Origin of the sequence: Desulfovibrio sp. 6_1_46AFAA (genome assembly GCF_000224635.1) — a bacterium.
Lineage (GTDB): Bacteria > Desulfobacterota > Desulfovibrionia > Desulfovibrionales > Desulfovibrionaceae > Desulfovibrio > Desulfovibrio fairfieldensis.
The window spans coordinates 322967-336257 of record NZ_JH114302.1; the positions used below are offsets into that span (position 1 = coordinate 322967).

The window sequence follows — 13291 nt, forward strand, 5'->3', positions numbered from 1 at the left end:
AAATAGAAGCAGTTTCTCTCGACAGTACTATTGTTAAGGTTCATCCCGATGGAACAGGGGCCTTAAAAAACAGGTCCGCAGTCCATCGGAAAGTCCAGAGGCGGCTGGACGACCAAGCTTCATATGGTTGCCGCGAATGCTGAATGCGCGTTGAATTTCAGCCTCACTCCCGGCAACGCCGGCGATGCCCCCGAGGGGCGCAGGCTGCTTGTCCAGTTGGGGCCGATGCCAGCGCCGTGCAGCTTGCTTATGGATGGCGCATATGAGGGTAATGAAACGACTCGCTTGGGACGTGAGTTGGGCTTCACTCCGGTGGTGCCGCCCAATCCCAACCGACTGAAACCGTGGGAGTATGACAAAGAGCTATACAAAAGACGTAATGAGGTAGAACGGCTTTTCAGGAGGCTCAAAGGCTTCCGCCGTGTTTTTACTCGGTTCGATAAGCTCGATGTCATGTTCCTGGCCTTTGTCGTCTTTGCGTTAATTGTTATAGCTCTGAAATAGTGTTAACAGGCCCTAGAGGCCCCGGACCCGCCGGCGTCGTATTCATTCCTTGGCGATCGTCTTTGACGCGTCTGCGGTTGCATGCGGGCGTGGGGCTTCGGCGGCCCAGGGAGTTTTTCCCCAGGGCTTGAAGACCGACAGCGCCAGCACACCGGCGAAGAGCAGGGCGGTACCCAGATTCTGGACCAGGTGCCAGATGTTCGTCCCGATGCTTTCAGGCGCCAGGGGGAACTCCATGGGCAGGGCGCGCGCGGCGGTGACGGCCGACTCCAACGAGGGCACAAACCAGAGCAGGCCGAAAAGGATGAAGCCCACATTGGCGCACCATTTGGCCACGATCCAGTTGTATTTGAAAAAACCCCAGGGCGTGCAGCGGGCGTAAAGAAAACCGGTTATGAAGCAGCCTCCGGCCCCCGGTCCGACAATAAGAAAATCAATATAAAAAAGGATGCTGCTGTATACAAGCAGTTCATGCGCCGTTTGCGGGTGGAAGAGGCAGACGATCAGCACCATGCTTGTGGCTCCGCCTCCCCAGAGAGAGGCGAACAGCAAGTGGGCCAGGCGCAGATATTTTCTCTGCCCGGCACTTAACTGACGAGGCAGCATGGTGCCCTCCTTCCTTTTTTGCCGGAGACCATGCGCGGCATCCGGATGAAGGCGCGCGCAGCTTCGCCCCGCCGGAACCGTGAACGCGCCGGGGCCCTTACGCGGCGGAACAATCCCGCGCAACAGTTTCCGCAGGCTCAGTTTTTTTCTGCTGTTCTTCCAGACGCGCCACGCGCGCGTTCAGGTCGCTGTTTTCTTTCCAGAGATGGCGGTTTTCCGTATTCAGTTCCCGCCGTTCCTCTTCCAGCTTTTCCAGCTTTTCTTCCAGCTTCAGGCAGCGCGCGCAGTACGGCGCGGCCTTTTTCGCTTCCGACGGCGGCCCGGATTCGTGCGGGCAGGGCGCGGCGTCGGCGCGCAGGGGGCCGCGTCCGGAGAGCAGCCATTCGACTGAAAATCCGGTCTGCTGGCAGATTTTCAGAGCCACGTCCGTATTGGGCAGATTTTCATCCCGCTCGTAGCCGCCCAGCGAGCCCTTGCTGACGCCGATCAAGGCCGCGAAAGCCCCCTGCGAGGTTTTGCCGCGCGCCAGGCGGATTCGTGCTCCCAGCGTGTCCATAGAATAAATTTCCGTCGCCCGAAAATTTATCCTATCTAGTCGAAATTCTGGATTAAGTACAGATTTTCTGAATAATAAATAGGGTAAATTCTACTTTCTGATCAATATTTCAGTTGAATTGACTGATTTTTTGTTCTAATCAGAGATTGCGGGCGGTAAGAGGTTCCTGTTTCGCAAGCTGACTTTACCCGCCCCTCAACCGGAAAGCAATGTCCGGTCTGCGATGCGTCACGGGCGGGAAATCCGTGACGCATCGTTCAGGCATAGCCAAAGCCTCCCGGCGTCGCCCGGGCACTGCGGAGCAGACAGATGCGCGGCACATTCCCCCTGGCATTTTCCGTCACTTCCGGCAAGGGCGGCGTCGGCAAGACCAATCTTTCGGTCAACCTGGCGCTCTGCCTGGCCCAGCTCAACAAGCGCGTGGCGCTGATCGACGCGGACCTGGGCCTTGCCAATGTGGACATGCTGCTGGGCCTGAAGCCGGGGAAAAGTCTTTTCCACCTCTTTCACGAAGGCGCGTCGCTACGGGAAATTCTCTTTCCCACGCCTTACGGCTTTTTCATCCTGCCTGCCTCCTCGAGTGTGAGCGAAATGCTCACCCTGTCCACCGGCCAGAAGCTGGAACTGCTGGAAGCCGTGGGCGAGCTGGAGGACGGGCTGGATTATCTTATTGTGGATACCGGCGCGGGCATCAGCGACAATGTGCTCTATTTCAACCTGGCCGCCCAGGAACGACTGGTGGTGCTCACCCCCGAACCCACGTCGCTGACCGACGCCTACGCCCTGATCAAGATGCTCAAGCTGACCCACGGGGTGGAGCATTTCAAGGTCTGCGTCAACATGGCCCCGGCTCTCGGGACCGTCAGGGCTGTCCTGGCGCGCTTGTATCAGGCCTGCGACAGTCTTCCCGGCGGCGTTTCCCTGGATCTGGCGGGAGTGATTCCACAGGATGAGGCTGTGCGGGAGGCCGCCGCGCGACAACTGCCTTTTTATGTCAGGGACCCCCGAAGTCCGGCGTCCAGAGCCGTGTTGCGTTTGGCGGAAAATATTCTGGCCTGGGACGTCCCGGAAAATCCAGACGGCAATATTAAGTTTTTCTGGAAGCCGTTGCTGTGTGGCGCGGGACGGCGAGGAGAGGAAAAACCGACTCCTCGAATGCGCAAAGAAAACACAGGGGCACCGCCCTTGGGCACGGCTGACGTCCGGCGGATGTGGCCGAACGCCCGGAAAGCCTTTGAGAGCGGCTTTACGGCCTGGGAAGATTTTTCCCCGGCCGAGCGGGAGGTGGTGGCGCGGCATTACGCGCCCCGCATCCGTCCGTTGGCGTTGCGGCTCAAGGCCAGGCTACCATTTCATGTGGAACTGGATGAACTGTTGGGCGCTGGGGCGCTGGGGCTTGTGGAGGCTTTGTGCAACTTCCGTCCAGAACGGGGCGTGTGTTTTGAGCGATATGCGGAAAACCGCATCCGCGGGGCCATGCTGGACGAATTGCGCCGCCAGGACTGGCTCCCGCGTTCGCTACGGCGAGCCATGCGCAGGCTGGACGAGGCCAGACGCATGGTGGAGCGCGGGCGGGGCCGCCAGGCCACGGAAGAAGAGTTGCTGAGCATGACCGGGCTGGAGCCGCGCACGTTGCGCTACGCCATGGAGGCGCTTGAGGCCAGGCAGTTTTTTTCGCTGGATGCAATTCAGGACAGCTTGGCCGCCGACGGACCAGGAGGCGCGGATGAGCCCTGTCATACCGCTGTCATGCGGGAGCTCGCGGAACACATGGAACGCTTGCTTGCGCGCCTGACGCCCAGGGAAAAAATGGTGCTCTCGCTCTATTACACGGATGGGCTGACCATGCGCGAAGCAGCGGAAGTCATGAGCATCACCGAATGCCGCGTTTCACAGTTGCACGCGCAGGCTTTGGCCCGTCTGCGCACCTATTTGGGCAGCCTGTATGAAAATGCGACGCCCATTGCGGCGGGATAGCGGCCCGGACCGTCCGCAGACTGCCGCGCGCAAGCCCGCGTTGTTACACGCGGGCTTGCGCGCATTTTTGTCTCCACCATTTAGGAGGGATTACCTTTAAGAATTAATATTCTCAAAGTTGGTGCTGCCCACGCAACCGCCAGAGCAAATTTACTTTGAAAAAGTGAACTTGCTCTAAACGGCGTTTTGAACAGCGGCTTCCGTCTCTTTTTCCAGCCGGGCCTGTTCGTCCGCCCCGATGTTCAGGGCCCGGGCCAGGCCGTCCAGGTAGCTGCGCTCCATGAAATTGTCCACATTCACCACCGCGCGGGAAAGGCGGTAAAGATCGCGCCCTTCCTCGGGGTCGCGCACCCTGGCCGCCAGGGCCGCCGGGTCGATGGGCCTGTTCATGAGCCCGTCCAGCAGCTCGGTCATGCTCTGATCGGGAAAGAGTGAGGCCGCCGTGTCCTGGATGCGGGATTTTTCCTCTTCGTCAATATGGCCGTCAGCCCGCGCCGCAAAGACCATGGCCTCCAGCAGAAGCAGGGCCGTGTTCTCGGCCGGGGGCAGGGCGCCCTGAGTCCGGGGCGCGGGGATTTCCGCCGCCGGAGCCGCGTCCGCGCCGCCGGCCTGGCCAGCCTGGGCCCATTTTTTGTAGAAGTTCCAGGCCAGCGCGCCCGCCGCGGCCGTGCCTCCGACCATAAGCGCGCCCTTGGCGAATTTTTTGGCGCTTTTGCCCGTGAACAGAGCGCCCAGCAGGCCGCCCAGAGCCGCCGAGCCCAGCAGGCCGCCGATGCCGCCCGGGCTGCCCGCGCCGACATTTTGCAACGTGTTTTTGAGCGTGTCGCCCACGTTTCCGAGTCCGGCTTTCAGGCCGCCGTTGCCGTTCAGTGCGTCAAGAATGTTTTTCATAAGGTCCTCGTAAGGGGATTTACCCTAAGATATAGGCAGCGCGGTCGCTTTGACAAGCGGTCGCATGGTGCCGATCGGCAAAGGCCCGCCCGCGTGTGCGGGCGGGCCTTATATCTGTCGCGGCGTCGCGGGTTTATTCTGCGCTGACCGTGCCCACGGCCTGCAGGCGGATGTCCGAGGGAATTTCCGCCTGGGAAATCACGGGCACCGTGGGCAGGAAGCGGGTAATCAATTGGGCCAGGTGCGGCCGGACCATGGGACTTGCCAGAATCACGGGCTGGCCGTCGGTATTCACGGCGTTCTCCACAGCGGAGTTGATGTTCTGCACCAGACGCTGGGCCGCCGCCGGATTGAGCGAAAGAAAGGTGGCCCCGTTGTCGGTCTGGCGGATGCCTTCCTGCACCATGCGTTCGGCGTTGCCGTTGAGGGTCAGCACGGGCAGCACGCCCTGGCTGTCCAGATAGGGCCGCACAATGGAGCGGGAGAGTTTTTCGCGCACGTATTCGGCCAGCATGTCCGGATTTTTGACGCCGCCGCCGAAGTCGCCCAAGGTCTCCACAATGGTCAGCATGTCGCGGATGCTGACGTTTTCCCGCACCAGCAGTTGCAGCACCTTCTGCACGCCGCCCAGGGAAATGGTGCCGGGCACCAGATCCTCCACGGCCTTGGGCGAATGCTTGGCCACGGTGTCCAGCAGGCCCTGGACGGCCTGGCGGTCCAGAAAGTCGGCCAAGTGGCGCTTGAACACTTCCGTCAGATGGGTGGCGATGACCGTGGCCGGGTCCACCACCGTATACCCCGCCAGCATGGCCTCTTCGCGCTGGCTGTCCGGAATCCAGAGGGCGGGCAGGTTGAAAGCGGGCTCGCGGGTTTCGATGCCATTGATCTTGGTGGTCACGTTGCCGGGGTCCATGGCCAGGAAGTGGTCCACCAGGATTTCCGCCGAAGCCACCTGATTGCCCTTGATCAACAGGGCGTACTGGCCGGGCTTCAGTTGCAGATTGTCGCGCAGGTGCAGGGAGGGGATGACCACGCCCATATCCAGAGCGAACTGCCGCCGGATGGAGCGGATGCGCGCCAGCAGGTTGCCGCTCTGTTCCTCGTCCACCAGGGGAATCAGGCCGTAGCCCACTTCCAGCTCCAGGGTGTCCAGGGGCAGCAGGGCCTGCACTTCCTCGGGGGTGTCCGCCGTGGCCGGGGACTTGCCGCCGCTCTTGCCCTTGGCTCCCTTCTTGTCGGCCTTGGCGTCCTCCTCTTCATCCTTGGCAGTCAGGCGCGCCACCATGAAGAGCAGGATGGAGAGCACCAGGAAAGGAATGGTGGGCAGGCCCGGCACCAGGGCGAAGACCAACAGCACGCCGGAAACCATTTTCAGGGCCTGGCTGTTGAAGGTAAGCTGGGCCAGAAATTCCTCGCCCATCTTGGCTTCCGAGGCGGCGCGCGAAACCAGCAGGCCCGTGCCCGTGGAAACGATGATGGACGGGATGGTGGAAACCAGGCCGTCGCCGATGGTCAGCAGGGAGTAGGTGGTCAGGGCCGTGTTCCAGTCCATGTCTTTCTGGACCACGCCGATGATGATGCCGCCGATCAGGTTGACCATGGTGATCATCATGCCCGCGTTCACGTCGCCGGAAACGAATTTGCACGCGCCGTCCATGGCGCCGTAGAAGTCGGCCTCCTTGCGCAGGGCGTGGCGGCGGTTGTTGGCCTCTTCCTCGTCAATGAGCCCGGCGTTGAGGTCGGCCTCGATGGCCATCTGTTTGCCGGGCATGGCGTCCAGGGTGAAGCGCGCGGCCACTTCGGCTATGCGCGTGGTGCCCGCGGTGATGACGCTCTTGTTCAGGATGAACATGATCATAAAGATGACGCCGCCCACCACGTAGCTGCCGCCCACCACGAATTCGCCGAAGGAGCGGATCACGCTGCCCGCGGCTTCGGCGCCCATATCGCCGTTGAGCAGGATCAGGCGGGTGGAGGCCACGTTGAGGGCCAGGCGCAGCAGGGTGGTCACCAGCAGCAGGGAGGGAAAGATGGTGAACTCCAGGGGCGAGGTCATGAACATGGTGGTGACCAGCACCAGCAGCGAGATGGAAATGCTCACGCAGAGCATGATGTCCAGAAAAAAGGTGGGCAGCGGCACCAGCATGACGAACAGGATAATCACCACGCCCGCCGCCAGCATAAGTTCGCCGTGCTTGGAGAAGCGGCTGTAATCAATTTGCGGAAGTCCGGTCGTCGCCATTTTTCTGACACCTCGTCATGTTCTGTGGGCGGGGAGCCCCGCAAATAAATTTAATTCTGCCGCATGGTTGGCTTGAGCTTCCAGATGCTGGCCAGCACAGTGGCCACGGCCTTGTACAGCTCTTCGGGGACCATGTCGCCCACTTCCACAGCCTTATACAAAGCGCGTGCCAAGGGCACGTTTTCGCGGATGGGCACGTTGTGCTCGCGGGCCACGGCTTTGATTTTTTCGGCCAGGTGATCCGCGCCCTTGGCAAGCACCACCGGGGCCGGGGCCTCCTGCGCGTTGTAGCGCAGGGCCACGGCGATATGGGTGGGGTTGGTCACCACCACGTCGGCCTTGGGCACGTCCTGCATCATGCGCTTCATGACCACTTCCATCATCTTGCGGCGCTGCTGCCCCTTGATGACCGGGTCGCCTTCGGCCTGCTTGCGCTCGTCCTTCACTTCGTCCTTGGTCATCTTCATGCCTTCCTTGTAGGCAAAGCGCGACTGCCAGACGTCAAAAGCCGCGATGGCCAGGATGGGCAGCAGGGCATAGTAGGCCAGCTTGAGGCCCATCTGGAGCATGTAGGCGGCCACGCCTTCGGGCGTGGCGTAGTACATGGGCAGGAAGTTCTGGTATTCCTGATAAATGAGATAGCCGGGAATCAGGGCAAGGATGATGGAAAACAGCAGGCTTTTAATGGTGCGCAGGGCGGTCTGGGGCGAAAACATCATCTGTTTCAGACCCTTGATGATGTTGAAGCGCTGCCACTTGAACTTGAAAACTTTGGTGGTCCAGAGCTTGCCCACCTGGAGGCGCTGGGCCAGAAAAGCCAGAAAACCCAGAAAAAGCAGGATCGGCAGGATGATCTTGCACAGCTCCACTGTCAGATCAATGCTCAGGGTGTAGACGTTCTGGGGATTGGGATCGAATTCCCAGGCGTGGCCCAGAAAGCGCCGGAACAGCGTCTTGATCTCCTCGGTCATGGGGCCGAGCCAGAGATGGAGGGCGATGAGGCCGCCCGTAAGGCTCACGGCTTTGCCCAGCTCCTGGGATTTGGGAACATTGCCCTCCTGGCGCTGTTTGTTTCTGCGTTTCGGAGTGGCTTCTTCCGTTCTGCTGGGGTCTTGCTGCTTGCCGAACATATGACGTTCCCGCTGTTGCGTTTTTGGCGATCAGCGGGAAGATAGCAAGAAGCATGCCCCGGCCGGAGACGGTCTGATCATTGCCTGGCGGGCGGGTTGCGACTATTCTGCACGGGAGCGGCACCAATAGCCGAGGGGGCTGGACCATGCCAAGGAGCACGGCGGGCGAAGGGGGCACAGACAAGGGCTTTCACTGCATTCTGATCGCGCCGTATCCGGAAATGGGCGCGGTATTCACGCCCATTGCCCGGCGCATGGGCTGCCGCCTGCGCGTGGTCGTGGGACAGGAGGACGCGGCTGTGGCCGTGGCGCGGGCCACGCCGCCCGACGACTGCGACGTCTTTCTGAGCCGCAGCATCAATGTTGCCTTTTTGAAGCGGCATACGGCCGTGCCCGTGGTAGCCATTGAAATGACGGCCATGGATCTCTTGCGCCTGCTGTTGCCCGATGTTGGAAAGGTTCGGCGGGTGGCCTGGTTCCGTTACGCCGGGCCCCTGCGGGATGTGGATTGCGTGGCCGGGGTTCTGGGCATGGAGATTCGCGAGTGCCTTTTCCGTTCCCGCGCGGAGGCGCGCGATATGGCCGCAGAGCTTGAACCGGGTTCCGTGGACTTGGTGGTGGGCGGCACCTATGTGCGGGATTTTGTGGCTCCCCTGGGCTTTCCCACCCGCCAGTTCAGAGTTGACGAAGAAACCGCCGCGCGCTGTCTGCGCGAGGCCGCCGCCATCGCGGAAGCCCGGCGGCTCGAGCGGCGGCGCGCGGCGCGCATCCACGCCGTCTTCAATGCCGTGAGCGAGGGCCTGCTGGTGCTGGACGAAAAGGGCGCGGTAAGTCATGTGAACACCTCCGCCGCCCGACTGCTCAAGAGAACGCCCGAAGACCTGCTGGATAAGGACATCCGCGCGGCCGTTCCCGGCGGCTTTCTGAGCGGCGAAGGGCTGCCGGACAGGGCCGAGCGGGGGCGGGTCCGGGACATCGGCGGCGTGACCCTGGTCGTCAACCGGGTGCCCGTGGCGGTTCAGGGCAAAAGCGCGGGCCTGGTCTTTTCCTTTTCCGACGCCGGAAGCATCCGGCGGGCGGAAGGCCGTCTGCGCAGCAGCCTCAAGGCGTGCGGTTTTACCGCGCGTTACACCTTTGATGATATCGAAGCCCGCTCGCCCGTCATGCGGCAAGTAAAGGAACTGGCGGCGCTCTATGCCTCCACGGACGCCAATCTGCTGATCTGCGGCGAATCGGGCACGGGCAAGGAAATTTTCGCCCAGAGCATTCACGCGGGCAGCCGTCGCGCGGAAAGCCCCTTTGTGGCGGTCAACTGCGCGGCCATTCCCGAAGGTCTGCTGGAAAGCGAGCTGTTCGGCTATGAGGAGGGCGCGTTCACGGGCGCGCGCCGCCAAGGCAAAGCCGGGATGTTTGAACTGGCCCATACCGGCACGCTTTTTCTGGACGAGGTGGGTGATCTGCCGCTGTTGTTGCAGGGGCGCCTGTTGCGCGTTCTGCAGGAGAGGGAGATCGTCCGGGTGGGGGGCACCCAGGTCATCCCCCTGGACGTGCGGGTGATCTGCGCCACCAACCGGGATCTGGAGGATCTTGTCCGGCGCAGGCTCTTTCGCACGGATCTGTACTACCGTCTCAATGTGCTCAATCTGACCCTGCCTCCGTTGCGGGAACGGCCCGAAGACATTGTGGCCATGGCTGTTTCCCGGTTGCGCAAAGATCTGCGGCCGACGCCTCCGGCGGATGTGCTGGAGCGGGCCCTGGGCCCGCTGCTGACGCGCCGGGCTTGGCCCGGCAATTTGCGCGAGCTGTTCAGCGTGCTGGAGCGCCTAGCGCTGATCGCCAACCATACGGGTGCGGCAGGCGGACGGGATTGGGCGCAGCTTTTGGCGTGCGTCTGGCAGGGCCAGGAGCCTGCTTTGGAGAACCCGCCGGACGAAGCCTGCGCCGCTGACCTGCGGACGCAGATGCGGACTCTGGAACGGAAGATCATTGAAACGGCTCTGGCCGCGACGGGCCAGGATCTGGGCGCGGCGGCGCGCCGCCTGGGCATCAGCCGGATGACGCTCTGGCGCAAGCTGCAGCCTTGAAGCGCGGGCCTGCCGCGCCGCAGACTGTAGCACTTTTGTTACATATTTGCATAAGAACTGTTACAAAAATCGCCGTAAGAACTGTCCTGAACAGCCTTGGTCCCGCCCGCGGCCCGCTGCTGCGCCTTTTTTCACGAACGGCGCATTCCTGGCATGGATCTTGATGAAACTGCTTCAACCTCAACGCTGGAGTAGTTATGAGAAAACTCATCCTTGCCGTCTGTCTCGCGCTCGGCGTCTGCCTGTCGGGCCTTGCGTCCGAGGCCCGCGCCGACTACCCCCAAGACCGGCCCCTGAACATCATCGTGCCCTTCGGTCCCGGCGGCGCGGTGGACATCGCCAGCCGCATCCTGGCGGAGTATTTCCAGAAAGAATTCAAGATCACCATCAATGTGATCAACAAACCCGGCGGTGCGCAGGCCATCGGCCTCAACGACATGCTGCGCGCCCGGCCCGACGGCTATACGCTGTGTTTTCCCGCATTCGGCGGGCTGTGCACCACGCCCAAGCTGACCAATGTGGGCTTTACGGAAAAAGACTTCAAGCCCGTGGCCCAGATCACGGTCATGGAGCTGACTTTTTCCGTCAACAAGGCCTCGGGCCTGAAAGATTTTCCGGCCTTTATCGAGGCCGCGCAAAAGAATCCCGCCGATATAGTCTACGGCAGCACCGGGGCCATCACCACCCAGCGCCTCTACCTGACCAAGCTTCTGCAACGCTTCCACAACGGCCTGAAAGTCCGGCACGCGGCCTACGGCAGCGGACATGAGGTCTCCACGGCCCTGCTCGGCAAACACATCACGGCCGGATTCCAGGTGCCCACCAATGTGCTGCCCTATGTGGAATCGGGCGACTTCGCCACCATTGCCGTCACCCGGAAGACCCGTCATCCGTCGCTGCCGGACACGCCGACCTTCCGCGAGATTTACGCCGACAGGCTGAGTCCGGAAGACGAGCAATGGATCGATATGGGTTCGTGGCACGGCCTGGTGGCCTCCGGAAAGGTGCCGGACGAACGCATCGCCGCTTTGCAGCCCTTGTTGCAAAAGGCCCTGGCCGATCCCGACGTCATCGCCAGGTTCAAGAAGATCGGCCTGTCCGTGGACTATCTGCCGCCCAAGGAATTCGGCGAGGTCATCGCGGCCGGTTCCGCCCTGGTGGACGACGTGCTGGCCGGGCGCAAATCGCTGGACTGATCCTTCGCGCCGGGCGCGCCCCGCGCGAAGAACGGGACGCGGCAAGGAAGACCCGCGTCCCGCCGTTCCCGCCCAGGTATGCCGCCGGATACGGGAGGCCCCATGAAAAACAAAACGGATTTTTTCATCGCCTTGGCTCTTCTGGTGATCTGCGCCGTGGCCTGGCAACAGATCCGCCTTTTGCCGGAATCCGCGTCGGCCGAGTTTTTCAGACCGGCCTCCTTTCCCACGGGCGTCACCGTACTGCTGGCTGTTCTGGCCTGCATCCTGCTGGTCCGCAGTTTTCTGGTCCGGGGCCGGGCCTCGTGGCCGGAGCGCCCGGTGCTGCTGAAAGTGCTGCTGATGATTTTGCTGGTGCTCGGCTATGTGGCGGGCTTTGTCGGGCTTGGCGAATACGCCTATGACGCGCTCTGGCCGGGCGGCACGGGCTTCTGTTCCGCCACCCTGGTTTTTCTGGTGCTGGCCCAGGTGCTCACAGGCTATCGCAGCCCCTGGCGCATCCTGCTGATCGCGGGCCTGATGACCGCTTTTCTGTACTTGGTCTTCGCCCTTTTGTTTAACGTCCCGCTTCCCTGAGGCTGAGCCTATGGATACTTTCCTTTCGGCACTGGCCGCGGCGTGCGGCTTTGAGGCGCTGCTGGCGAATCTTCTGGGCGTGGCGCTGGGCATCGTGTTCGGAGCCCTGCCGGGGCTCACGGCCGTCATGGGCGTGGCCCTGCTCATCCCCCTGACCTTCGGGCTGCCCCCGGTGGTGGCCTTTTCCTCCCTGCTCGGTATGTACTGCGGGGCCATTTACGCCGGTTCCATCACGGCCATTCTGGTCAGCACGCCGGGCACAGCGGCGGCCGCGGCCACCATGCTTGAAGGCCCACGGCTGACCGCCAGGGGGGAATCGCTGCGCGCCCTGGAAATGACCACCGTGGCTTCCTTTATCGGCGGCGTGTTTTCCTGCTTCATCCTGGCCGGGGTGGCCCCGCAGCTCGCGCGCTTCGCCCTGAATTTCAGCGCGCCGGAGTATTTCGCCCTGGGCATTTTCGGCCTGACCATCGTGGCGACCCTGTCCGAGGGCGCGCTGCTCAAGGGCTGCATCGCGGCCTGCCTCGGCCTGCTCATCGCCATGGTGGGCATGGATCCGCTCACCGGCAATCTGCGCCTGACCTTTGATTCCGCCAACCTGATCAACGGCGTGTCGCTGATCCCGGCTCTGGTGGGCTTGTACGCGCTTTCGCAGGTTTTTCTCACCTGCGAGGACGTCTTTCGCGGCAAGCGTCTTTCGGCTGTGAACATTTCCAGAAAGGGCATCTCCCTTGCGGAAATCTGGGCCAACAGAAGCGCGCTGTTGCGCGGCTCGCTGATCGGCACCTTTATCGGCATTGTGCCCGCCACGGGCTCGGGAACGGCCTCGTTCGCGGCCTACAGTGAGGCCAAGCGCAATTCCAGGCATCCGGAAGCCTTCGGCAACGGGGCCATAGAGGGGCTCGCGGCCACGGAGTCGGCCAACAACGCCGTGACCGGCGGGGCGCTCATTCCCCTACTGACCCTGGGCATTCCCGGCGACGTGGTCACCGCCGTCATTCTGGGCGCGCTGATGATCCAGGGCATGACGCCCGGTCCGCTGCTTTTTCAGGAGCAGGGTGCCCTGGTCTACAGCATCTTCATTTCCCTGCTCCTGGCCAATGTCTTCATGCTGGTTCTGGGCATGGCTTCGGTACGGGTGTTTTCAAAAATCGTGAGCATCCCCGGCGGCATCCTCATGCCGCTGGTCACCACGCTCTGTGTGGTGGGCGGCTACGCCCTGAATAATTCCAATTTCGATCTGGGGGTGATGGCGGTCTTCGGCATCCTGGGCTGGATCATGACCAAGGCTTCCATTCCGCTGGCCCCGCTGCTGCTGGCCATGATCCTCTCAGGCATCATTGAAACCAATTTTCGCCGCGCCCTGAGTATTTCCGACAATGACTACACGGTCTTTCTCACCCGGCCGGTGTGCGCCGTTTTTCTGTGCATCAGCCTGTTCATCCTGTTCAATCTGCTGCGCAAGGAATGGAAAAAAGCTGCGGCCCGGAGCTGAGGCCGCCACTACCCTAAAAAACAGAAGGACGCGC

Annotated in this window: 10 protein-coding genes and 2 pseudogenes; 7 read left to right on the plus strand and 5 right to left on the minus strand. The window is 62.0% G+C overall.

Annotated elements, in window-relative coordinates; all coding sequences use genetic code 11:
• Positions 1-504 (plus strand): annotated as a pseudogene (locus HMPREF1022_RS08145) (IS5 family transposase); the annotation flags it as partial.
• A gap of 42 nt (positions 505-546) precedes the next feature.
• On the opposite strand, the gene HMPREF1022_RS08150 reads toward HMPREF1022_RS08145, so the two are convergent.
• Together HMPREF1022_RS08150 and HMPREF1022_RS08155 are read right to left on the minus strand one after the other, a co-directional pair.
• On the minus strand, positions 547-1110 hold the full coding sequence (locus HMPREF1022_RS08150) for a hypothetical protein (RefSeq protein WP_008683390.1): 564 nt from the start codon (positions 1108-1110) through the stop codon (positions 547-549).
• Positions 1111-1207: 97 nt separating this feature from the next.
• Entirely contained in the window at positions 1208-1666 is a 459-nt protein-coding gene (locus HMPREF1022_RS08155) for a helix-turn-helix domain-containing protein (RefSeq protein WP_008683391.1), read from the minus strand.
• 309 nt (positions 1667-1975) lie between these two features.
• On the opposite strand from HMPREF1022_RS08155, the pseudogene HMPREF1022_RS18900 reads away from it, so the two are divergent.
• Both HMPREF1022_RS18900 and HMPREF1022_RS18905 read left to right on the plus strand, forming a co-directional pair.
• Positions 1976-2779, plus strand: a pseudogene (locus HMPREF1022_RS18900) (MinD/ParA family protein); the annotation flags it as partial.
• Positions 2780-2875: 96 nt separating this feature from the next.
• Positions 2876-3643, plus strand: a complete 768-nt coding sequence (locus HMPREF1022_RS18905; protein WP_232221588.1) for a FliA/WhiG family RNA polymerase sigma factor — start codon at positions 2876-2878, stop codon at positions 3641-3643.
• A 174-nt stretch (positions 3644-3817) separates the two neighbouring features.
• Here the strand turns inward: HMPREF1022_RS18905 and HMPREF1022_RS08165 are convergent, their stop codons facing one another.
• The 3 genes from HMPREF1022_RS08165 to flhB all read right to left on the minus strand — a co-directional run bounded on the left by HMPREF1022_RS08165 (position 3818) and on the right by flhB (position 7906).
• On the minus strand, positions 3818-4534 hold the full coding sequence (locus tag HMPREF1022_RS08165; RefSeq protein ID WP_009302727.1) for a tellurite resistance TerB family protein: 717 nt from the start codon (positions 4532-4534) through the stop codon (positions 3818-3820).
• Between the two features lie 133 nt (positions 4535-4667).
• Entirely contained in the window at positions 4668-6776 is a 2109-nt protein-coding gene (flhA, locus tag HMPREF1022_RS08170; protein WP_009302728.1) for a flagellar biosynthesis protein FlhA, read from the minus strand.
• Between the two features lie 50 nt (positions 6777-6826).
• Positions 6827-7906, minus strand: coding sequence for a flagellar biosynthesis protein FlhB (flhB, locus tag HMPREF1022_RS08175; protein WP_008683395.1), 1080 nt, complete (start codon positions 7904-7906; stop codon positions 6827-6829).
• Between the two features lie 146 nt (positions 7907-8052).
• Between flhB and HMPREF1022_RS08180 the strand changes: the two genes are divergently transcribed.
• From HMPREF1022_RS08180 to HMPREF1022_RS08195, 4 genes are all read left to right on the plus strand, one after another.
• A complete protein-coding gene (locus HMPREF1022_RS08180) occupies positions 8053-9990 on the plus strand; it encodes a sigma-54-dependent Fis family transcriptional regulator (protein WP_009302729.1) in 1938 nt (645 codons plus the stop codon).
• A gap of 197 nt (positions 9991-10187) precedes the next feature.
• Positions 10188-11186, plus strand: a complete 999-nt coding sequence (locus tag HMPREF1022_RS08185) for a Bug family tripartite tricarboxylate transporter substrate binding protein (protein WP_008683397.1) — start codon at positions 10188-10190, stop codon at positions 11184-11186.
• 102 nt (positions 11187-11288) lie between these two features.
• A complete protein-coding gene (locus HMPREF1022_RS08190) occupies positions 11289-11762 on the plus strand; it encodes a tripartite tricarboxylate transporter TctB family protein (protein ID WP_009302730.1) in 474 nt (157 codons plus the stop codon).
• Positions 11763-11772: 10 nt separating this feature from the next.
• Positions 11773-13257, plus strand: a complete 1485-nt coding sequence (locus HMPREF1022_RS08195) for a tripartite tricarboxylate transporter permease (protein WP_008683399.1) — start codon at positions 11773-11775, stop codon at positions 13255-13257.
• Positions 13258-13291 lie beyond the last annotated feature (34 nt).